Source organism: Aeromonas sp. R2-3, from assembly GCF_040908375.1.
In the GTDB taxonomy this organism is placed as follows: Bacteria; Pseudomonadota; Gammaproteobacteria; order Enterobacterales; family Aeromonadaceae; genus Aeromonas; species Aeromonas veronii.
On sequence record NZ_JBFODP010000027.1, the window covers coordinates 48,939 to 70,970 of the forward strand.

Annotated in this window: 17 protein-coding genes; 4 read left to right on the plus strand and 13 right to left on the minus strand. The window is 60.8% G+C overall.

Translation table 11 applies throughout. The features are described from left to right. Positions 1 to 122 precede the first annotated feature (122 nt). On the plus strand, positions 123 to 1,514 hold the full coding sequence (gene cysG, locus AB5Z02_RS12810; protein ID WP_368216113.1) for a siroheme synthase CysG: 1,392 nt from the start codon (positions 123 to 125) through the stop codon (positions 1,512 to 1,514). A gap of 100 nt (positions 1,515 to 1,614) precedes the next feature. Here the strand turns inward: cysG and AB5Z02_RS12815 are convergent, their stop codons facing one another. The 9 genes from AB5Z02_RS12815 to AB5Z02_RS12855 all read right to left on the minus strand — a co-directional run bounded on the left by AB5Z02_RS12815 (position 1,615) and on the right by AB5Z02_RS12855 (position 11,895). Further along, positions 1,615 to 2,217 (minus strand): hypothetical protein, encoded by a 603-nt coding sequence (locus AB5Z02_RS12815; RefSeq protein ID WP_368216114.1) that lies wholly within the window; start codon positions 2,215 to 2,217, stop codon positions 1,615 to 1,617. A 251-nt stretch (positions 2,218 to 2,468) separates the two neighbouring features. Continuing rightward, positions 2,469 to 2,786 (minus strand): heavy metal-binding domain-containing protein, encoded by a 318-nt coding sequence (locus AB5Z02_RS12820; protein WP_005333757.1) that lies wholly within the window; start codon positions 2,784 to 2,786, stop codon positions 2,469 to 2,471. 171 nt (positions 2,787 to 2,957) lie between these two features. Further along, the gene (dedD, locus tag AB5Z02_RS12825; protein WP_279489274.1) at positions 2,958 to 3,758 is read right to left on the minus strand and encodes a cell division protein DedD; all 801 of its coding nucleotides are present in this window, start codon (positions 3,756 to 3,758) and stop codon (positions 2,958 to 2,960) included. A 74-nt stretch (positions 3,759 to 3,832) separates the two neighbouring features. Further along, positions 3,833 to 5,092 carry a bifunctional tetrahydrofolate synthase/dihydrofolate synthase gene (gene folC, locus AB5Z02_RS12830; protein ID WP_368216115.1) on the minus strand — a complete coding sequence of 420 codons (1,260 nt, stop codon included), beginning with the start codon at positions 5,090 to 5,092 and terminating at the stop codon, positions 3,833 to 3,835. Positions 5,093 to 5,094: 2 nt separating this feature from the next. Beyond that, complete coding sequence (gene accD / locus AB5Z02_RS12835) at positions 5,095 to 5,958, minus strand: acetyl-CoA carboxylase, carboxyltransferase subunit beta (protein ID WP_005333765.1); 864 nt, start codon at positions 5,956 to 5,958, stop codon at positions 5,095 to 5,097. A 119-nt stretch (positions 5,959 to 6,077) separates the two neighbouring features. Further along, complete coding sequence (gene truA, locus AB5Z02_RS12840; protein WP_040066446.1) at positions 6,078 to 6,887, minus strand: tRNA pseudouridine(38-40) synthase TruA; 810 nt, start codon at positions 6,885 to 6,887, stop codon at positions 6,078 to 6,080. Positions 6,888 to 7,087: 200 nt separating this feature from the next. Beyond that, on the minus strand, positions 7,088 to 9,292 hold the full coding sequence (locus tag AB5Z02_RS12845; RefSeq protein WP_368216116.1) for a FimV/HubP family polar landmark protein: 2,205 nt from the start codon (positions 9,290 to 9,292) through the stop codon (positions 7,088 to 7,090). Positions 9,293 to 9,563: 271 nt separating this feature from the next. Further along, the gene (locus AB5Z02_RS12850) at positions 9,564 to 10,580 is read right to left on the minus strand and encodes an aspartate-semialdehyde dehydrogenase (protein WP_231721244.1); all 1,017 of its coding nucleotides are present in this window, start codon (positions 10,578 to 10,580) and stop codon (positions 9,564 to 9,566) included. Between the two features lie 193 nt (positions 10,581 to 10,773). Beyond that, on the minus strand, positions 10,774 to 11,895 hold the full coding sequence (locus AB5Z02_RS12855; RefSeq protein WP_231721245.1) for a 4-phosphoerythronate dehydrogenase: 1,122 nt from the start codon (positions 11,893 to 11,895) through the stop codon (positions 10,774 to 10,776). A gap of 247 nt (positions 11,896 to 12,142) precedes the next feature. Here AB5Z02_RS12855 and AB5Z02_RS12860 point away from each other — a divergent pair, with 247 nt between their 5' ends. The 3 genes from AB5Z02_RS12860 to AB5Z02_RS12870 all read left to right on the plus strand — a co-directional run bounded on the left by AB5Z02_RS12860 (position 12,143) and on the right by AB5Z02_RS12870 (position 15,259). Then, positions 12,143 to 12,886 (plus strand): phosphatase PAP2 family protein, encoded by a 744-nt coding sequence (locus tag AB5Z02_RS12860; protein ID WP_368216117.1) that lies wholly within the window; start codon positions 12,143 to 12,145, stop codon positions 12,884 to 12,886. Between the two features lie 99 nt (positions 12,887 to 12,985). Next, positions 12,986 to 13,663 carry a ribonuclease T gene (rnt, locus tag AB5Z02_RS12865; protein ID WP_043819552.1) on the plus strand — a complete coding sequence of 226 codons (678 nt, stop codon included), beginning with the start codon at positions 12,986 to 12,988 and terminating at the stop codon, positions 13,661 to 13,663. A 273-nt stretch (positions 13,664 to 13,936) separates the two neighbouring features. Further along, entirely contained in the window at positions 13,937 to 15,259 is a 1,323-nt protein-coding gene (locus tag AB5Z02_RS12870; protein WP_128835913.1) for a Na+/H+ antiporter family protein, read from the plus strand. Positions 15,260 to 15,749: 490 nt separating this feature from the next. Here the strand turns inward: AB5Z02_RS12870 and AB5Z02_RS12875 are convergent, their stop codons facing one another. The 4 genes from AB5Z02_RS12875 to AB5Z02_RS12890 all read right to left on the minus strand — a co-directional run bounded on the left by AB5Z02_RS12875 (position 15,750) and on the right by AB5Z02_RS12890 (position 22,021). Beyond that, a complete protein-coding gene (locus AB5Z02_RS12875) occupies positions 15,750 to 17,651 on the minus strand; it encodes a DEAD/DEAH box helicase (protein ID WP_368216118.1) in 1,902 nt (633 codons plus the stop codon). A gap of 180 nt (positions 17,652 to 17,831) precedes the next feature. Then, positions 17,832 to 18,293 carry a hotdog fold thioesterase gene (locus AB5Z02_RS12880; RefSeq protein WP_005337262.1) on the minus strand — a complete coding sequence of 154 codons (462 nt, stop codon included), beginning with the start codon at positions 18,291 to 18,293 and terminating at the stop codon, positions 17,832 to 17,834. Between the two features lie 168 nt (positions 18,294 to 18,461). Then, the gene (locus tag AB5Z02_RS12885; RefSeq protein WP_368216119.1) at positions 18,462 to 18,950 is read right to left on the minus strand and encodes a hypothetical protein; all 489 of its coding nucleotides are present in this window, start codon (positions 18,948 to 18,950) and stop codon (positions 18,462 to 18,464) included. Next, a complete protein-coding gene (locus tag AB5Z02_RS12890) occupies positions 18,950 to 22,021 on the minus strand; it encodes an FAD-binding and (Fe-S)-binding domain-containing protein (RefSeq protein WP_368216120.1) in 3,072 nt (1,023 codons plus the stop codon). Before AB5Z02_RS12890 ends, AB5Z02_RS12885 begins: the two co-directional genes overlap by 1 nt. Positions 22,022 to 22,032: the final 11 nt, after the last annotated feature.

Here is a 22,032-nt window from a genome sequence, read left to right on the forward strand (position 1 = left end):
ACCCTTCCCCTTTTTTATTCCCGTCGGGGGATCTTTCCCCCGACCATCCGGGGTGCGTCACGGCGCGCCCTGCTATCTCGCCCGGCGCGGCATTGCGAGCGGGCCTGCATCCGGAGCCTGTTATGGACTTTCTCCCTCTCTTCTGTCAGTTGCAAAACAAGCCGGTCCTGATCGTCGGCGGCGGTGAGGTGGCGGTGCGCAAGGCGCGCCTGCTGCTCGATGCCAAGGCGAAGATCACCATCAATGCCCCGCACCTGGAACCCCAGCTGATGAGCTGGGCCGAACAGGGTCGCCTGACCGTCTGCGCCGCCGACTTTCATCCCGAACTGCTCGATGGCAAGTGGCTGGTGATCGCCGCCACCAATAATCCAGAGGTCAATCATCAGGTCTTTCACGAGGCGAACCTGCGCCAGATCTTCTGCAATGTGGTGGACTCTCCTGCCCACTGCAGCGCCATCATGCCCGCGATCATCGACCGCTCGCCGCTGATGGTGGCTATCTCCAGCGCAGGGGCTGCGCCGGTGCTGAGCCGCCAGCTGCGGGAAAAGATCGAAGCCATGTTGCCGCAACACCTCGGCCAGCTCGCGGCGCTAGCGGGCAAGCTGCGCGAGCGGGTCAAACTCATTCCGGACAAGCTGGCCCGCCGCCGCTTCTGGGAGCGACTCTTTAGCCATGAGCGACTGGCATGCCAACTGGCCCGCGGCCAGCAGCAGGCCGCCGAGCAGAGCGTCGCTGAGCTATTGAATGAGCCGGTGCTGAGCAAGGGAAGCGTCACCCTGGTGGGCGCAGGCCCCGGCGATGCGGGGCTGCTCACCCTGAACGGCTTGCAGCAGCTGCAGCAGGCGGATGTGGTGGTCTATGACCGACTGGTCTCGCAGGAGGTATTGGCGCTTGTTCGCCGGGATGCCGAGCGGATCTTTGTTGGCAAGGAGGCGGGCCGCCACTGTGTGCCCCAGCAGGCGATCAACCAGCTGTTGCTGGAACAAGCGCAGCTGGGCAAACAGGTGGTACGGCTCAAGGGGGGCGATCCCTTTATCTTTGGCCGGGGCGGCGAGGAGCTGGAAACCCTGGCCGAGGCGGGCATCCCCTTCTCAGTGGTACCGGGCATTACGGCAGCCTCAGGCTGCGCCGCCTACAGCGGCATTCCCCTCACCCACCGCGATCACGCCCAGCGGGTGCAGTTCATCACCGGGCATGACAAGGAGGGCAATATCGCCCAGGAGTGGTCGGCGCTGGCGGCCCCCCGCCAGACTCTAGTGTTCTACATGGGGCTGGCCCACGCCGCCCGCATTCAGGATGAGCTGCAAACCCACGGCATGCCCGGTCATACCCCGGTGGCGCTGGTGGAGCAAGGCACCCAGCTCAGTCAGCGGGTGGTGCGCGGCGAGCTGCAACAGTTGGCCGAACTGGCTCGTCAGGTGAAGAGCCCGAGTCTCATCATCATCGGCTCGGTGGTCACTCTGGCCGACAAGCTGGACTGGTATGGGGAAGCCAACGCCATCCACGGCATCTAACCCCGCACGGCGATCAACCAATAGAGACAACAAAGCAGAGAGCGGCCATGCCGCTCTCTGCTTTTTGCATCAATGACCCAGCCGTGGCACGGCGCGTCTGTTACTCGAGCGTGATGGGGCCGGTATTCTGAACATCGCTGTCATTCCAGTCGCTCTCATCGCGAATACGCGGATCCCCCTGCAAGGTGTAGAGGATAGTGCCCTGACGAAACTGCAGCGCGCCATCGGCCCGTTTCGCCTTCACCTTGACTCCGTTGACCCACACCTGCTCCTTGCCATCCACCTGAATATTGGCCACCGTGGCGCCGGTCTCGCGGTTTTTGGCGATCCACTTGCCCTGATAGGGCGAGTCCCCCTTGGCCATCGGCAGTGCGGCGGCCTTGCCCGCCGACCAGGCGTGCACGGTGCAAAAGCCGTGGGCCCGGCGATCATGCTTGATGACGTAATCCAGGGTGGGTTCGCTGGCGGGCAGATCGAAGCTGATCCCGATGACCACCTTGCCGCTTGTGGCCGAATAGGCGGCGGGCGCCTGCGTTTTCAGGGTAGCCTTCTTGCCATTGATAAAGACATTGCCCCCTTGCGACTTGACCCGGATATCGGTGGGACAGGTGGCGCTGAAGTTGGGCAGCGCCGCGAGGGCACTGCCGGCATGGGCGGTCATGGCCAAGATGACAAGGGTCAGCAGAGCAGGTTTTTGATTCATAGTGATACGCCTTCAAGAGAAGAGAACCTCGTCCGTGAGCGGTGTCGTTCCTGATGGCGGCACTCTAGCTTGACCCTCTCGGGCTACCCAGTTAAAAAAAATAAAACCGGTCAGTGGAATTATTAATAAATATAAATATTTAGAATCAATGCGTTGAGAAAAAATCTTACAAACAACACGTATCTGCCAAGCAATAAAAAAGCCGATAACCCGGTTATCGGCTCATTGCCAATGCAAAAGTGGATGCCCGATCAGACCACCACGGCGGTACCACTGATGCTGACCATCAGCATGCTGCCGTTTTGCCCCACCACCTCGTAGTCGATATCGATGCCGACCACCGCATTGGCGCCAAGGGCGGCGGCACGCTCTTTCAGCTCATCGAAGGCGATCTCGCGGGCACGGGCCAGCTCTTTTTCATAGGCGCCAGAGCGGCCGCCGATGATGTCGCGGATCCCGGCGAAGAGATCCTTGAAAATGTTGGCGCCGAGAATGGCTTCGCCAACCACGATGCCGCGGTATTCACGAATGGTTTTGCCTTCCAGCGTGGGGGTCGTCGAGAGGATCATCTTGAACTCCTGTGAGTAGCAGAAGGGCTCAGACTACCCCAACTGCCCGAAAATCCCAACCGGGGGGTGACCTGTACGACGTCGACCTTAAAAATCACGGCAGCCAGATAAAAAAACACCGCGCACGGAGCGCGGTGTTTGTTTCAAAGGGCCATTGCCAACGGCAAGCCGTCACGGATTGTAAGAGACCACCGAGCCACTGAGGCCGGTCATCTGGGAGATCCGCCCCTGCATCCCCTGCAGTTTGGCCTTGGAGACATCCGGCCCGATAAAGACCCGGTTGAGCTGACCCTGAACCGGTGTGCGCGGCGAGGTGTGGGCAGAGTAGCCCGCCGCCCGCAGCTTGCTCACCAGCGCGTTGACGCTGTCGACGTTCTTGAAGGCGCCAAGCTGAAGGATCCAGCTGCCCTGCGCCGGTGCCGCAGCAGGCGCGGGAGTGGTCGGCTGGGTCATCTTGCTTTCAATCAGATCGTCGAGGGACTTGATCTGACCCGCCTGCGGCTTGGTCGGTGTGGGTGCCTTGGCCACTTCAACCGGTTTGGCTGGCGTCGGCTTGGGTGCTGGCTTTGGCGGTTCGACCGGTTTTTTGGCCACCACTTCCGGCTTGGGCTGTGGCTTGGGTTGAGCATTCTGTTGCGGCTGAACCGGTGCCGGTGCGGCAGGGGTTGTCGCCGGCTGCCCGCCGTTGCCCTGACCGGCGAGGGTCATAGGGTCAGCCACCTCTTCCACTTGCCACTGCTGGGCCGCAGAGGCCTGTTGCTGGCTGGCCAGATGATCGGCTGGCAGGCTGCTGGCCGCCGAGACCTGCAGCGCAGGCTTGGCAGGCTCCAGCTCGGGGCGCAGCGGGATCTTGGCAAAGGCCTCCTCCTTTTGTGCCAGCTTGTGACCATCCAGCAAGTCCGGCAGGAAAATAACAACCAGGGCCACCAGGATGACGGTGCCCACCAGACGGTTTTGAAACTTCGAGGCCAAGTTGAATCCTACCTTTACGTAACTCAATATGCGATTTGGCTCCCCGCCCGAGGGCCGGGGAGCCGGGGTGTGGCCTAGACGGCGACACCCGCCAGAATGTCGGCGACAGTGTAAAACGAACCAAACACAATGACCATATCGTCCGGACTCGATGCGGCCAACGCTGCCTGATAAGCGGCGCTGACATCATCAAACTCCCTGGCAGGCCCCTTGCCCTCTCCCAACGCCGCAGCCAGTTGCGCAGAGGTGGCGGCGCGCGGGCCGGTGAGGCTGGCCAGATACCACTCGCCAATCAAGCCATCGAGTTCGGCAAGGGAGCCCGCCATGTCCTTGTCTTTGAGCATGCCGACCACGGCGCGGCGTACACCCGAGCAGGGCATCTTGCGCAATTGCGCGGCCAGATAGGCTGCCGAATGGGGGTTGTGGGCCACATCGACGATCACCAGCGGCGCACTTTGCAGCTGCTGCATCCGGCCAGCCAGTCGGGCATTGGCCAGCCCGTCACGAATGGCGGACTCCGGCAGAGGCAAGCCGAGGGATTCCAGCGCCGCCAGCACGGTCACCGCGTTCATCAGCGGCAGCCCCGGTTTTGGCAGATCCCGCCACTGGTTGAGGCCGTGATAATCCCAACCGCTCTCGTGCTCATCGCCACGAAAATCGATACCGACCTGACGCAGGTTGGCGCCAAGACGCTGTGCTTCGCTGGCAATAGTCGCAGGCGGATTGGGCTCGCCACTGATAGCTGGTTTACCGGCGCGATAGACCCCAGCCTTCTCCACCGCCACAGCTTCGCGGGTATCACCCAGCCAGTCGCAGTGATCGAGGGCAATGGAGGTGATCATCGCCACATCGGACTCAACCACGTTGGTGGCGTCGAGCCGACCGCCCAGCCCCACTTCCAGCAGCAGCACATCGGGGGCGGCGCGGCAGAAGAGCCACAAGCCAGCCAGGGTGGCGAACTCGAAGACGGTAAGGGCAATCTCGCCACGAGCCGCTTCCACCTCGGCAAAGGCGGCGCAGTGATCGCTGTCGGCCAGCTCTTGCCCGTTGACCCGCACCCGCTCGGTAAAGCGCAGCAGATGGGGCGAGGAGTAGACGCCGACCTTATAGCCTGCGGCCATCAGAATGCTGGCCGCCATGGCACAGCTGGAGCCCTTGCCGTTGGTGCCCGCCACCGTGATCACCTTGAACGGCAGCTGGGTAAGCCCCATGCGCCGGGCGACAGCACCGACCCGATCCAGCCCCATGTCGATATTGACCGGATGGATCTGCTCCAAATAAGAAAGCCAGTCGACAAGCGACCGGCTTTGGGATTGTTGCATGTTTGAACTCATCTTCACTCTTCGATGACGTGAGTATTCAGCATTTTGGCGAGCAGGCTGGCCAGACGGTTACGCATTTCACGGCGATCGATGATGATATCGATGGCACCCTTTTCCAGCAGGAACTCGGAGCGCTGGAAGCCTTCCGGCAGTTTCTCGCGCACGGTCTGCTCGATAACGCGCGGGCCGGCAAAGCCGATCAGCGCCTTGGGTTCGCCCACGTTGATGTCACCCAACATCGCCAGACTGGCAGAGACGCCACCCATGGTGGGGTCGGTCAGCACGGAGATATAGGGCAGGCCCGCCTTGGTGAGTCGGTCCAGCGCAGCACTGGTCTTGGCCATCTGCATCAGGGAGAAGAGGGCTTCCTGCATGCGAGCACCACCAGAGGCGGAGAAGCAGACCAAGCCACGGCCTTCCTTGATGCACTCCTCGACGGCGCGCACAAAGCGGGCACCGACCACGGAGGCCATGGAGCCACCCATGAAGGAGAATTCGAACGAACAGGCGACAACCGGTACCCCTTTGAGGGTCCCTTTCATCACCACCAGCGCATCTTTCTCCGCCGTCTCTTTCTGAGCGGCAGACAAACGATCCTTGTAGCGCTTGGAATCCTTGAATTTCAGTACATCCTGCGGCTCCAGCTCGGCACCGATCTCGGTACGACCCTGCTCATCGAGGAAGCTCTCGAGACGGGCGCGGGCGCTGATGCGCATATGATGATCACACTTGGGGCACACTTCGAGGTTGCGCTCCAACTCTGCCCGGTAGAGCACCTGTTCACAAGCACTGCACTTGGTCCACACCCCTTCCGGAATGTTGTGACGACGGGGCGCAGTGATCTTGCTCTTGGGAAGAATCTTCTCAAGCCAGCTCATGGAATTCCTTAATGCTTTTGTGCCTGACAAAACGCATCGAGCCTAGATTGTTCAATGACTTAATAGCTCGATGGCAACAAATGACGGGTCATTAAACCACAATTTTTAGGGCGCAGTTACTAAAAACTGGTCGTACCCGGTGCCGAGTCCGGCAGCCACAGCGGGCCGAGCGGCAACTGCGGCAGAGCAAACTCGGCCGGGTAATCCACGTCGACCAAATAGAGGCCACCGGCCTTGGCGGTCGGCCCGGCCAGATTGCGATCCTTGGCAGCCAGCACCTCGGCAATCCACTCCACCGGTTTGAGCCCCTGCCCCACCAGCAGCAGGGAGCCGGTGATGTTGCGCACCATATGGTGCAGGAAGGCGTTGGCCTTGATGTCGAGCACGATGTAGGGGCCGGAGCGGCTGACACACAGATGGGTCACATTGCGCCACGGGGTGTTGGATTGGCAGGCGACGGCACGGAAGGTGCTGAAGTCGTGCTCCCCCAGCAGGCTCTGGCCCGCCTGGTGCATCAACTCCGCATCGATGGTCTCGTGGTAGTGGCTGACGCCACTGCCGAGGATCGCCGGCCGGTAGTTGTGGTTGTAGATGACATAGCGGTAGCGACGGGCGGTGGCGCTGAAGCGGGCATGGAAGCTCTCGTCCACCTGCTTGACCCAGCGCACGGCGATATCCGGCGGCAGGTTGGAATTGAGCCCCAGGGTCCAGGCCCCTTCGGCGCGGTTCGCCTCGGTATCGAAGTGGATCACCTGACCGGTCGCATGGACACCGGCATCGGTGCGTCCGGCACACTGGATGGAGACAGGGTGGTTGGCAATCCGGCTCAGCGCCGTCTCCAGTTCAGCCTGCACGCTGATCACTTCACGCTGACGCTGCCAGCCAAAATACCGGCTGCCGTCATATTCAATACCTAGGGCAATTCGCATGGATAAACTTGTCTTGTTGTGAAAACGCAGTGAAAGAAACGGGGCGGATTATACGCGCTCAGCCCGAAAAGTCCCACCACGCGCGCAATTGGCCTGGATTGCGAATCTGCGCGGCCATGCTCACGCCATTGCAACTCGCCAAAAGAAGAGGGCAGCCTGCTGGCTGCCCCCGTTTTGCTGATCCCGTGATGGGAGATGCTTTAGCCCAACCGCTTGAGCAACTTCTCGGCTTCGGCGCGCTGGTGATCACTACCCTGCTCCGCTGCCTCTTGCAGCAGCTCGCGGGCGCTATCCTTGTCATCAATCTCGAGGTAGGCACGGGCCAGATCCAGCTTGGCACCCACACCGCCGTCGTCGGCATCCACGTCAAATCCGGTGGATTCCGGCAGCACCTCGGGGAAGCCATCGAGCCCCACATCCAGCGAGAAGCCCTGATACGGCTCCTGCTCCGGCGCGGTGGCATCCGCTTCGGCCAGCAGCTTGTCGATCTCGACGTAGCCGCTCTCCTGTGCCTGCTCACGGGGCTGGAGATCTGCCGGATGAGATTCCACCTCTGCGAACGCGTCTTCGAAATCGGAGAGCGCCAGCTCGTTGGGATCCCACTCCAGCTCCAGCTCGGCTTCCTTCGCTTTGACAGGCTCAAGACCCAGCTCGGCCAGCATGGCATCCGCACTCTCGTCGGCGTCTTCTGCGGCACTGAGATCAATGGCGTTGTCATCTTTGCCAGCAGCAGACTCGTCGAGGGCACTGTCGAAATCGCCGAGATCGAAGCTCGCCAGCTCGTCGTCAGCGGCGCCGACTTCGTCGATGGAGCTCAAATCGGGCTCGAGGTCGGCGGAGAGATCCGCATCCAGCTCGGCAAACAGGGCTGCCTGCAGCTCCTCTTCGCTCATGATCTCGTCAGCGGCCTTGGGCTTGGGATTGAACTCGCTGGCCAGATCCATGGCGGGCTCGTTGGCCAGCGCGATGGGCTCATCCAGCGAGAGATCGAGATCCGGCACCAGATCCGGGTCACGACTGGCTGGCTGGGCCGCCATCCGCTCGGGCTCGAAGCCCTGCAGCTCCATCTCGCCCTCGTCGCTGAACACCAGATCGACATCCGGCTTGGCGGCCGGCTCGTCAGGCTCCATCGGCATAAAGCCATCGGGGGTGTTGAGATCCGGCACCGGGCGCACCGGCTCGTTGTCGGTCACATCGACGCTCAGCAGATCATCAAACTCGCTCTGCTCCTGATCCATCATCATGGCGGTGGATTCGGAGAGGCTCTTCTCCTGCTCTTCCAGTTCGCGGCGGGCCCGGGCACGCAGCCACAGGGTCACCAGCGCCAATACCAGCAGCACCGGCAGCAGAATGATCATGGCGAGGTTGAGCGGTGAGGAGAGCAGATCCATCAACCAGTTTTTCTCAGGCTCAGGCTCGGCTGCCACCGGCGGGACCGGTTGGGCCTTGAGCTCGGCAATCTCTTTTTGCAGCGCCGTCTGATCCTGCAGCTGGGCCTTGAGGGTCTCCACCTCTTCGGTCAGGGATTGCAGACGCAGCTTGAGCCTGTGGTTCATCTCGGTCACCTGGCCGAGCTGGGCATTGGCATCTTCCAGTGCCAGCGCCATCTCGGTAGCCGGTTTGCCCACCGGTTTATCCAGATCGGAAGGCAGAGGCGCCGGGGTGGTGCCTTCTGCAGCGCTAGGAGCAGGTGCTACCGCCTCTTTCGGCGCAGGCTCGCTCACCTTGGCCACTTCTTTGGTTTCAGCCGCCGGTTGCGGTGCCACCACCGGGGCTGGAATGGGGGCGGCTTTCGCCACTGGCAGCGGCGCAGGCGCAGCCTTCACCGGCTCGGTCTTGGCGGCTTCAACCTTCGCGGGTTTGGCGGCAGCCGGCTTGGCGGTATGGACCTGCTTGTCAGCCAGATATTTGGGGCTTAACCCCTTCCAGCTGGCGTTGTCGCTGCGGAACTTGGCGCGGGCCTGAGCATCAGTGATGACGCTCGCCTCGGCCGCAGTCGGCAGCAGAATGCGGGATCCCACCAGAATGTGGTTGATATTGCCATCGGCGAAACTGCGGGGGTTTTTCTCGTAAATCGCCACCATGGTCTGGTAGACGCTGACCCGATTGGAGGGGCGATATTTGCTCGCCAGGCTCCATAGGGTATCGGTCGGACGAACAGGGCCATAGCTACCGGCATTGGCAGTGACCTGACGCACCACCGGCTGGGCGGTTGCTCGCACCGGTTGTGCGACGGGTCTGGCGACCGGCTGCGCCAGCGGCTGGGAATTGACGGCAGGAGGTGCGGGTTCGTCAGGGCCTTTTAGCTCGACAAAAAAAGGCTCCCGCGCCGAGTCTTCAGCCTGGACGGTGCCCAGCAGACCCAATGCGAGTAGCGTTGCCAATGTTATGCGGGAATGTCCCATATTCGTTCCTTCGTATGACGGCCCTATCACATTGAAAAATCTGGATAGTTACCCCAAAACAGTCGGTTCAATATAAATCAGGCTCGCCTGGCAAGCCAGCAGTCCGACACATTTAGCACCCAACTTGACCCTGAGTGTAGGAAAAAACTTAATCAGTTGATATCGCAACAGAATCTTGAAGTGACGGAGTGCGGCATGGGTCACACCCCGGTTTGATCACAGGCCGGATGCGCAGCACTCCCTGCTGCGCATCTGTGGCATCTGACCAGCCTTACAGATAGTCGCGAACCAGCAGCTCGGCAATCTGTACACTGTTGGTTGCCGCGCCCTTACGAACGTTATCGGCCACGATCCACATATTGATACCACTCGGGTGAGAAATATCCTGGCGCACCCGGCCCACCAGCACCTCATCCTTGCCGGTTGCGTCACGCACCGGGGTCGGATAGTCCCCTTCGTCATCAAACAGGGTCACACCCGGCGCATTGCGCAGCAGCTCCTTGACCTGTTCGGCATCGAGCGGCTGGTGCAGTTCGACGTGTACCGCCTCGGCGTGGCCGTAGAAGACCGGCACCCGCACGCAGGTGGGGTTCACGGCAATGCTGGCATCCCCCAGGATCTTCTGGGTTTCCCACACCATCTTCATCTCTTCACGGGTGTAGCCGTTGTCAGTGAAGCTGTCGATCTGCGGGATCAGGTTAAAGGCGATCTGTTGCGGATAGAGGGTCGGTTCCACCGGACGGCCGTTGAGCAGATGAGCGGTCTGACCCGCCAGCTCGCTGACCCCCTCTTTGCCGGAGCCTGACACGGATTGATAGGTGGCCACGTTGATGCGGGCAATGCCCACTTCGTCGTGCAGCGGCTTCAAAGCCACCAGCATCTGGATGGTGGAACAATTGGGGTTGGCGATGATGTTGCGATTGCGAAAATCGGCCAGCGCATCCGGGTTCACTTCCGGGATCACCAGCGGGATATCTTCGTCGTAACGGAAGCAGGAGGTGTTGTCGATGACGATGCAGCCGTGTTCGGCAGCAATCGGCGCCCACTTGGCCGAGACCTCGGCACCGGCGGAGAAGAGTGCGATCTGTACCTGGCTCCAGTCAAACGCCTCCACATCGAGGATCTCGAGGTTTTTGCCGCCAAAGCGCACGGTATCACCGGCACTGCGGCTGGAAGCCAGCGGATAGAGGGTTGCTACCGGAAATTCGCGCTCTTCCAGGATCTCGATCATCGCCTGACCCACGGCGCCGCTGGCACCCAATACCGCTACGTTAAACTGCTGGCTCATTCTGTTCTCCTCTGATAATGCTGCAATGGCGCCGGGTGGCGCCATGGTCGGCTGGCTCCCGCACGGCGAGATGACGCTGCCAGATATGGCTGAGCCGGCGCAGTAGCATCTGAGCCTGCTCAGTAAAAAATGGGATTGGTGTGGCCAGCGCGGCTCACCCCTTCCAGTTATCTTCCAACTCCTAGTCCCCGATTCAGGGGCGTGACAGCGCAAATCCCAACTCGCCCAGCGCCTGGTCGGCAAACGCTCCCTCAACCTGCAGGGAGGATAGTTCACGGCGCTCGGGATAGTGTTTGCGCTGCTCGTCAAAGCTGCCGGGCAGGCCGAGTCGGGCCCGGAAACGGGCATCATCGCGGCGCACGTCATAAACCAGATGCACCAGCTGCTTGATCAGCGCCTGCTCCGGTGCGCGGCCCGGCACCACCGCCTGCACATCGGGGGCTGGCAGGAGCTTACTCAAATCCTGACGAGGCTGGCGTCCCAGCTGCTGGCAGAGCGCCTGGTAGAGCATCCAGGTACCGCGCGCCTTCCCCTCCAGGCTGTAACCGGCGATATGGGGGGTGGCAATCTCGGTATGGGGCACCAGCGCTGCCAGTGGCTCGGGCTCGTTCTCCCACACATCCATCACCAGTCGCAATGGCTCATCGCTCAGCTGACGTGCCAGCAGGGCCCGGTTATCCCACACCTCGCCACGGGATGCGTTGATCAGGATCTGCCCGGCAGGACGCGCGGCAATCTGTTCGGCATCGAGCAGATGGTAGGTGGCATCCTGCCCTTCGCGGGTAATGGGCACATGGAAGCTGACGATATCAGCACCAAGAGCGGTCTGATAATCGACAAAGCCCGCATCGGGGGTATTACGCGCCTTGGGTGGATCGCAGCGCAGTACCCGCATGCCGAGCGCTTGGGCCTTGCCAGCCACGCACTCGCCGGTATTGCCCGCGCCAATCACCGCCAAAGTCATGGCCGAGAGGTCGAGTTCATAGCGCTCCGCCAGCACCAGCAGGGCGGAGAGCACATAGTCCCCCACCGAATACTTGTTGCAACCGGGGGCGCTGAAGAAGGGAATATTGCGGCTTGCCAGCAACGCCTTGTCCACATGGTCTGTGCCTATGGTGGCGGTGCCGACAAACCCGAGTTTGGGGCTGGTCGCCAGCAAATCGCCGTTGACGCGGGTGACCGAACGCACCAGCAGCACATCGGCATCCAGCAGATCGCGGGCCTGCATCTGCCGCCCAGGCAAGGCGATCACCTCGCCAAATTCGGCAAACAGCTCCACGGCATGGGGCATATTCTCATCAACGACTATCTTCATCGGGCTCTCTTTGGTCACAACCGCCACGGGGGCGCCATTCTAGCGCAAAGCCGCCCGAGATTTCAGCCTGTGATGCAATCCGGCGCGAAAGGGGACCACATTGCGCGGCAGCCGCTCCATCCGCCCGCTCAAACAGAGGATGTCGCCACAAATGTGTAAGCAAAGGTAACAAACTGACTGCTCAGCTTGGTGCGGGTATGCCGCGATGGCACAATGCCCCTCTTTTTCGCGATCGCCCATACCCGCCATGCTGCCACACGCTTCGTCGCTCCCAGCGTCAACCGCCTCACTCACCCGCAGTCAGGTGCTTGGCTTCACAGCCCTGTTAATCCTGCCCCTGTTACTGCTCGCCACCCTGCCTTGGCAGCCTTTTCTGACCGGCTCCCTGCAATCAGGCTGGCTATGGTGGTCATACGCCCTTACCCGCATGGTCGATATTCCCGGGATCGGGGTCAGTGGCGCCCTCTTGCTGTTGCTGACCCGCTACAAACTCAAACTGGAGCTGGCTCCCTTTATTGCGCTGGGGTGTGCACTGGCGGCCCTACTTGCCAGCGACTGGGTGCTCAAAAGCCTGATCAAGCACCTGACCGAAGAGCCCAGACCCTATCTGATCTGGCTGGAGAGTCAGTCGCTGATCCCGGCCATCAAGCACTTCTACGCCAGTAGCGTCGATCTACGCAGCGAACAGGTTCACGCCGCCAGCCAGCTGCTGGCCCTGCCCGAGTGGCTCGGCCACCACTGGCAGGCCGAGGTGAACTACGCCTTCCCTTCTGGCCACAGCATCGCCGCCATCAGCCTGGCCCAATTTTTTGGTCTGATCTGGCTGGCCCGCTCTCCCACGGGCGTCTGGCTGCTGCCACTGTGGGCACTAGGAATTGGTCTGTCACGCATGGTGATGGGAATGCACTGGCCGGTGGATGTGCTGGCCAGCGCCCTGCTGGGTACACTCACGGCGCTGATTGCCGCCCGCTGGTGGCTGCACAGATATTGAATCCGGCGCCATCTTGGCGCGGCATCCTGCGTGGGATGGGAGGACAAGCCTGTGCTTTTTTGCCATAATGCCGCCTCATTTTATCCCGACCGAGATCCCATGACCGACGCAGTTCATACCCTCAAGGGCCGTTTCCGTGGTTTTTACCCCGTCGTCATCGATGTTGAAACAGCCGGGTTCAACGCCAAGACCGATGCCCTGCTCGAAATCGCGGCTTACACCCTGAAAATGGATGAGCAGGGCTGGCTCGTTCCCGATCAGGTATTCCACTTTCATGTCGAGCCTTTCGAAGGGGCCAACCTGGAAAAGGCCGCGCTGGAGTTCACCGGCATCGACCCCTACAACCCGTTGCGTGGCGCTGTCTCGGAAAAAGAGGCGCTGACCGAGATCTTCAAGGGGATCCGCAAGGGGATGAAGGAGCAGGATTGCGGCCGCGCCATCATAGTGGCCCACAACGCCACCTTTGATCACGGCTTCGTGATGGCTGCCGCCGAGCGCGCTGGCCTCAAGCGCAATCCGTTCCACCCGTTTGCCACTTTCGACACCGCAGCCCTCTCCGGATTGGCGCTGGGTCAGACCGTGCTGGCCAAAGCGTGCCAGAGCGCCCGCATCCCGTTTGACAATAAAGAGGCGCACTCTGCCCTCTATGACACAGAACGCACCACAGAGCTGTTCTGTCATATCGTCAACCGTTGGAAGAGCATGGGGGGATGGCCGCCAGCGCATCCAGATGATGACACAACCGATGCCCCTGCCGACGATGAGGGGCAAGCATAAACGGATGAAGGCTGCCACTGGCAGCCTTCGCTTTTTGGGGAAGTGATTGATTGCACGGCGCACCGGAAATCGCTATCAACGTCACTATCCACCGCTGCGCACGGGATGCACGGAGACAAACAGGTCACAAACCCTCATGTTGAGCAACCTTGTGCCACATGCTGCTGCGATATAAGGGGTTTGACTGATTTTTTACTCGACATTTGTCACATTTTTCGCAAACTAACTCCCCTTCACATGACAGACAGCAATAACAAACTATAAGGAAATCAAATGAATCCAGTTGTTATCGCAGTCGGGCTGATGCTGGTGCTCAGTCTGCTGCGGATCAATGTGGTGGTCTCGCTGGCGCTGGGGGCCATTGCTGGCGGCCTGGTCGGTGGGCTGTCGTTGACCGATACCCTCACCACCTTCAGCGGTGGCCTGGGCGGTGGCGCCGAGATTGCTCTCTCCTACGCCATGCTGGGCGCCTTTGCGGTTGCCATCTCCCGCTCCGGGATCACCGACCTGCTGGCCCGCAAGGTGATCAACCAGTTGGGCAAGGATGCCAGCTCGACCCGCATCATGTGGGTCAAAACCCTGCTGCTCTCTTCCGTGCTGGCCGTGGCAATCTCCTCCCAAAACCTGATCCCGGTTCACATCGCCTTTATTCCCATCCTGATCCCGCCGCTGCTGCATGTGATGGCGCAGATGCAGATCGACCGTCGTCAGGTGGCCTGTGTCATCACCTTTGGCCTGACAGCCACCTATATGGTGCTGCCGGTCGGCTTTGGTGGCATCTTCCTGAATAACATTCTGGCCAAGAACCTGATCGATAACGGCGTGCCCATCACCACCAGCCAGATCCCGCTGGCGATGGCCATTCCGGTCGCCGGTATGGTACTGGGCCTGCTGATTGCGGTATTCATCAGCTATCGCAAACCGCGCCAGTACGATCTGGCCAAGATCCTGGATGCCGAGCCCGAAGCGATCGAGCTCAACCTCACCCACATCTGGGTGGCCCTGCTGGCCATTGGCGTGGCGCTGGGGCTGCAACTGATGACCAACAGCATCGTACTGGGTGCACTGGCCGGTTTTGTCATCTTCACCTGCGGCGGCGTCATCAAGTTTCGCGAAAGCCAGGATGCCTTCACTCAGGGGGTGCGGATGATGTCGCTGATCGGCTTCATCATGATCTCCGCCGCCGGTTTTGCCGCGGTGATGAAGGCGACCCACGGGGTCGACTCTCTGGTCCAGGTGGTCGCCTCCGGCATCGGTCAGCACAAGGGGATCGCCGCCTTCCTGATGCTGCTGGTGGGTCTGCTGATCACCATGGGGATCGGCTCCTCCTTCTCCACCGTGCCCATCATCGCCACCATCTATGTGCCGCTCTGTCTGCAGCTTGGCTTCTCACCGATGGCGATCATCGCCCTGGTCGGTACCGCTGGCGCGCTAGGGGATGCGGGTTCACCGGCCTCCGACTCGACGCTGGGCCCCACCTCCGGCCTCAACGCCGACGGCCAGCACGACCATATCTGGGACAGCGTGGTGCCCACCTTTATTCACTACAACATCCCGCTGGTGATCTTCGGCTGGATTGCCGCCATGGTGCTCTGATAGCCCCTCGGGCTGCGAACTCTGCACGTCACAATGCACAACAAGAAGGCGACCTGATGGTCGCCTTCTTTATTGATGCCAACCAATTACCCCGCTCGATATGAATAATGGCTGCCAGCCAGACAAAGCCTCTGAGCGGCCACCTAGTCGCCAGCCCTTGCGACCGCCGGAGTCAGCGGGCGCAATGCTGTCACTCCCCATCCAACTATCCGCCCAAGTGCACACGTCCCAACGCTTGCCAATACAAAGAAACGGCTGCCAGCCCAGATCTATGGCAGAACGGCGGATGATACCCGACCACGTCACAACCGCCTGTCGAGTAGAAAAAGTATTCTCTCTTTCCCCGACATCCAGTTATCAAATAGTGGCCTTCATTCGCTCACCCATGTAACGGCTTATGCCGATCTGGTGTTTAGTAAGAACACAGGGTAAACCGCAGGCAGAAAAAAGGCCGCTCAATGAGCGGCCTTCTGGCATTACCAATCAGGGATTAGCTATCGCGGCGCTTGCCACCGAACTTGCGATCTTTGTTGAAGCCACCTTCACGGCGCTCCCCGCTCTTGTTGAACGGACGGTCACCCTGGGGACGGCGATCCTTGTTGAAAGGACGGTCACCACGGAACGGACGATCACCACGGGGCGGACGGCTGCTGGTGTTGCCACCGGCCGGCACTTCGGTGTAGCGGGTGATTTGCAGCGGACGCTGGCAAACACGGGCTTTCTTGATCACTTCCAGTACATCGGCGGTCATGCCTTTCGGCAGATCGACGGTAGAGAAGTCATCAGCGATGTCGATGTTGCCGATGAAGCGGCTCTCGATGTTCGCTTCGTTGGCGATGGCGCCCACGATCTGGCCCGGCTTGACGCCGTGATGGGCACCCACGTCTACGCGGTAGCGCTCCATCTCCACATCCGGGTTGTCTTTCAGCGGACGCGGCTCCAGGGACGGCATGCGACGGGCAGGACGATCGCCACGGTCACCGAAGTCACGACCGCCACGGTCGTTGAAGTCACGGCGCTCGAAGCCACCACGATCGTTGCCAGTATTCAGCAGCGGATCCGGAATGGAGTCATCCAGCAGCAGCGGTTGGTCACCCTGTACCAGCTTGGCCAGTGCGGCAGCCAGCTCCAGCGGATCGGCAGAATCTTCTTCGATCAGCTCGTTTACCAAGTTGTGGTAGATCTCGAGCTCTTCGCCCATCATGGTTTCGCGGATGCGCTCTTTGAACTTGGCCAGACGATGCTGGTTGATGTCCTCGGTGCTCGGCATCTTCATCGGCTCGATGGCCTGACGGGTTGCGTGCTCGATGGCGCGCAGCATGCGGCGCTCGCGCGGAGCCACGAACAGGATGGCCTCGCCCTTGCGACCGGCACGACCGGTACGGCCGATACGGTGAACGTAGGATTCGGTGTCGTACGGAATGTCGTAGTTCACTACGTGGGTGATACGCTCAACGTCCAGACCACGGGCAACCACGTCGGTGGCGATCAGGATGTCCAGCTGGCCCTGACGCAGCTTGTCAACGGTACGCTCACGCAGTTTCTGCGGGATGTCGCCGTGCAGCGCTTCACAGGCGTGACCACGGGCGGCCAGCTTGCCAGCCAGCTCTTCGGCAGCGTTCTTGGTTCGTACGAATACCAGCAGGGCTTCGTAGGATTCCACTTCCAGCAGACGGGTCATGGCGTCCAGCTTGTGCAGACCGGTCACCTGCCAGTAACGCTGGCGAATAGTGGTAGCGGTAGCAGTCTTGGAGGCGATCTTGATCTCTTTGGGCTGCTTCAGGTGCTTCTGGGCCACGCGACGGATTTGCTCCGGCATGGTGGCAGAGAACAGGGCAACCTGACGAGTGCTCGGGCACTGCTCCATGATCCAGTCCACGTCGTCGATGAAGCCCATACGCAGCATTTCATCAGCTTCGTCCAGTACCAGGGCTTTCAGGCCGGAGAGGTCCAGGTTCTTGCGACGGATCAGGTCCATCACGCGGCCCGGAGTACCGACGACAACCTGGGCACCGCGACGCAGGGCGCGGGTCTGGGTTTCGTAGGAGGCACCACCGTAGATCGGCAGTACGTGGAAATCAGGCATGTGGTGGGCGTAGCGTTGGCACGCTTCAGCCACTTGCAGCGCCAGTTCGCGGGTAGGCGCCAGCACCAGGATCTGGGTGTTGCGGTTACCAGCTTCCAGACGAGACAACAGAGGCAAGGCAAAAGCAGCGGTCTTCCCTGTACCGGTTTGCGCCTGCCCCAGCAGATCGTGTCCCGCCATCAGGTGGGGAATTGCTGCGGCCTGGATCGGTGACGGGCGCTCATAGCCCACGTCCTGCAGCGCTTTCAATACAGGCGCGGCCAGTCCAAGCTCACTAAAAAGGGGCAGTTGTTCGGTATCAGACATAGATTCTTCCAGATTAAGGCAGGCGGCTAACACCGCGGAATAGCAAAAAGGCGGCGATTATAGCGCCACTTTGTTCTGCTGTCTTGAAAAATGTGATAAGCCTCTCAAGACGTTGGCAATTATAGAGGGATCTGACGAGTATGGCTTGCTTATTTTGCACTCATAGTGCGTTATTGCAGATCACTCCTCGCTGGAGTCCTTGCCCCGCTTGTGTTTGAGCACCGCCATGGTCAGTCGGCTGGTGCACAATAAACGCTCACGTTCGTCCCGAATTTCAATCTGCCACACCTGGGTTGTTGCTCCCAGATGGAGCGGTGCGCAACGCCCGGTCACCACCCCTTCCCGTTTGGCCCGCAGATGGTTGGCATTCACCTCCAACCCCACACAGTAGCTATCTGGCCCGACCGCCATATTGGCCGCAAGCGACCCAAGCGTCTCCGCCAGCACAACAGAGGCACCACCGTGCAGCATGCCAAGGGGCTGGTGGGTGCGGTGATCCACCGGCATGGTCGCTTCCAACCAGTCGGGGCCAAAAGCGGTGTAGACGATATCGAGATGGGCCATCAGGGTGTTGCGAGAGGTGGCGTTGAGCCCCTCCAGACTCATGGGTTTACGCCATATAGGCGCAATATCGTGACTCATTGCGAGCAGACTCCTTATGTAAGCGATGAATGCGTACCGATATGGGTGAAACGCCCTCCATCTGCAACATGGTTCGGTTATATGAGTTGTTGGTTACCGGGTGACGTGGTAACAACGCAGCCCCGACCCGGAGCTGCGTGTTACACAATCATGCCCTTAAGCGGGATGTCACCAGGGGTAGGTAACGCCGGGCCACTCAGCCCAGGGCACTTCTCGCCCCGGCAGACGGGGTTCTGGCCACTGCCACACGTTGGCGAGCCAGTCACGCAGCTGAATCTCCAGCTCCTCATCCGTGATGGGCGCCTCGACCACCTTCCAGAAGAAGAGCTCCACCGCTACCTCTGGCAACACCGAGGGGTAGAGATAAACCCCACCCCAAAATTGCGGCTCCCGATCCGGGCTCCAGAGACCATAGGCAAAGGAGCGCTTGGCCAGAAACTCCGACTGCTGCCACTCCAGATCTCCTTCGTGCTGGCTCAGGCTGAAGTTAGCGGAGGGCCAGATATCGTTCGGGCGAAACAGCTGATGGAGCTGCTCGCGCTCGCGCAACATGGCGACAAACTCCACCACCGCCTGAGCGGGAGTAGCGGGTAACAGCAAGAAACGTGGATGCCGATAGGCCTTCGGCACCCGAAACCGCTTGGGAAACGTCAGCATCAGAGCAGCTCCAGCAGGGCTTGCAATGGATGTTTGAGCTTTTCCCCCTCCATCCGCTTGACCTGACTGCGACACGAATAGCCGGTCGCCAAACAGCGCGCTTTGGGCAGGCGGGCGAGCGGGTCGGCCCAGCTCAACCCATAAATCCCCTTGGAGTTCTCCACCTGTTTGACATCGTGACCATAGGTGCCCGCCATACCGCAACACCCCACAGAGACCGGCTGCAAGCTGGCCCCGAAGCGACCAAACAGGGTGCTCCAGTCGCCGTGAGTGGAGGGCTTGGCGGTCTTCTCGGTGCAGTGGGCAAAGAGATACCAGGGTTCGCCCCCCTCCTCGCTCTTTGCCTTGTTGGCGCTAGCAGGCAGTTGATCTGCCGGCAGCGAGAGCAGCCACTCCTGTGGCAGCAACACCTGAAAATCACCGCGAGCCGACCCCAGCGCCTTGGCGTACTCGTCGCGATAACAGAGCACCATGGCCGGATCCACCCCCACCATGGGAATGCCAAGCGCCGCCACCTTGTTGAGGAACTGGGCGCTGTTGGCAGCAGTGCGGGCAAAGGCGCGCAGGAACCCCTTGATATGCTGGGGTTTACCGTTGGGTTTAAAGGGCAGCAGGTAGGGCTGGAACCCGAGCTTGCTGGCGAGTTTCACCAGATCGCGCACCACGGGGGCATCGTAATAGCTGGTGAAGGGATCCTGCACGATCAGCACCACCTGCTTGCGCTGCTCGGCGCTCATCCGCTCCAGACCCGGCAGATCAAAATAGCGGGCGCGGTTGTCGTGCAGACTCTCGGCCAGGGTCGGCACCGAGAGCAGCGGCACATCGACCATGCCGATGCTCTTCTCGGTCGCCTTCTGGGCCCACTCTTTTTCGAGGAAGAAGTTGACCAGCTTCGGCGCCTTGGCAAGCAGCGGCGCATAGCTCTCCACCGTGCCGACGAAGTAATCCTTGGGGGCGCGCAGGTAGCGGCCGTGGTAGAGCTGCATAAAGCGGGCGCGAAAATCGGGCACATCCACCTTGATCGGGCACTGGCTGGTGCACGCCTTGCAGGCCAGACAGCCCGACATCGCCTCCATCACCTCATGGGAGAAATCATACTCGCCGCGCTGTTTAGCCCAGCTGTTGCGCACCTTGTCCACCAGCTGTTTGAAGCGCACACCACCGGATTGCAGTGCCACCTCTTCCGCCAACGGATCGAAGCCCTGCTCCGCCAGCTGACGCAACCATTCACGCATCAGGCCCGCCCGCCCCTTGGGGGAGTGGCGGCGATCGCGGGTGATCTTGACCGAGGGGCACATGGGGGAGTCGGTCTCGAAGGTGAAGCACAGACCATTGCCGTTGCAATCCATGGCGCGGGTGTAGCTGGTGCGCACCGCGAGCGGGATCTGGCGGTCATACTTGCCGCGCTTGGGCCCATCCACCGACACCAGCTCGGCGCCACTGCCATAGGGGATACAGATCTTGCCCGGGTTGATACGGTTGGCCGGGTCGAACGCTCCCTTGACCCGCTGCAGCTCTTCCCACAGCTCGCCAAAGAAGGCGGGGCTGTATTCGGAGCGAAAGCCCTTGCCGTGCTCGCCCCACATCAGGCCGCCATATTTGGCGGTGAGCGCCACCACCTGATCGGAGATGCGGCGCAGCAGCTCCTCCTGCTCGGGATCGCACAAATCCAGCGCCGGACGCACATGCAGCACACCGGCATCAACGTGGCCAAACATGCCGTAGTCGAGGCCGTGGGCATCCAGCAGGGCACGAAACTCCATGATGAAATCGGCCAGAGATTCGGGCGGCACCGCGGTATCTTCGGTGAAGGCCACCGGCTTCTTGCGTCCTTCAGCGTTGCCCAGCAGCCCCACCGACTTCTTGCGCATGGTGTAGATGGTCTCGATGCTCGGCAAGTGGTCACACACCTGATAGCCGATGATCCCCGCCTCGCCCTTGGCCAGCAGCGCATCGATACGGCGACAGAGCTCCGCCACCTTGGCCTTGTGTTCTGCTTCATCGGTATCGGCAAACTCGACGATATTGAGCCCCTGCAGATCCTTGCCGGGCACATCCTGAATAAGTTCTTTCACCGAATGCCAGATGATGTCGGCGCGGGCCAGCCCGAGCACCCGGGAGTCTACCGTTTCCACCGACAGCGCCTGGGCCTGCACCATAAAGGGGGCATTGCGCAGGGCGGAGGGGAAACTGTCGTACTTGACGTTGACGAGCGTCCGGTAGCGCGGGATGGGGGTGATATTTAGTTTGGCTTCGGTGATAAAGCCGAGAGACCCTTCAGATCCGCACAGCACCCGGCTGACATCCAGCGTGTCGGTATCGGGTTGATAGAGGTGCTTGAGATCGTAGCCGGTCAGAAAGCGGTTGAGCTTGGGGAAGGTCGCCTCGATGTCGGCTCGGCGCTCCTTGCCGATACGATAGAGGGTGCGATAGATCTCCCCTTCCCGATTCTCCAGCGCCAGCTTGTCGGCCAGTCGCTCGCCGGTCAGCGGTTCGGTCACCATCAGGTCGCCATTCTCCAGCACGGCTTTGAGCCCCAGTACGTGATCCGAGGTTTTGCCGTATACCAGCGAGCCCTGCCCCGAGGCATCGGTGTTGATCATGCCACCCAGAGTAGCGCGGTTGGAGGTGGAGAGATCCGGCGAGAAGAAGTAGCCGTGAGGCTTCAAATAGGCATTGAGCTGGTCTTTCACCACCCCGGCCTGGGCGCGTACCCACCCCTCTTCCAGATTAATTTCCATGATCTGGTTCATATAACGGGAGAGATCGACGATAATGCCGCCGCCCAATGACTGACCATTGGTGCCGGTACCGCCACCGCGAGGGAAAAAACTCAAGGAGGCGAACGCCGGCTCTGCGGCCAGCTTGAGCATTGATGCTATGTCGTCCGCACTGCGCGGATAGAGAACCGCCTGAGGTACTACCTGATAGACGCTGTTATCCGTCGCCATCGCCAACCGGCTTGCATAAGACTTTTCGATATCACCACGAAATGCGCTGCGCTCTAGCAACTCAAGAAACTGCAGGGTTGCGGGTGACAAACTGTCCTGGTAATCGAGTCTCGGGATCATGAATCCTTGTT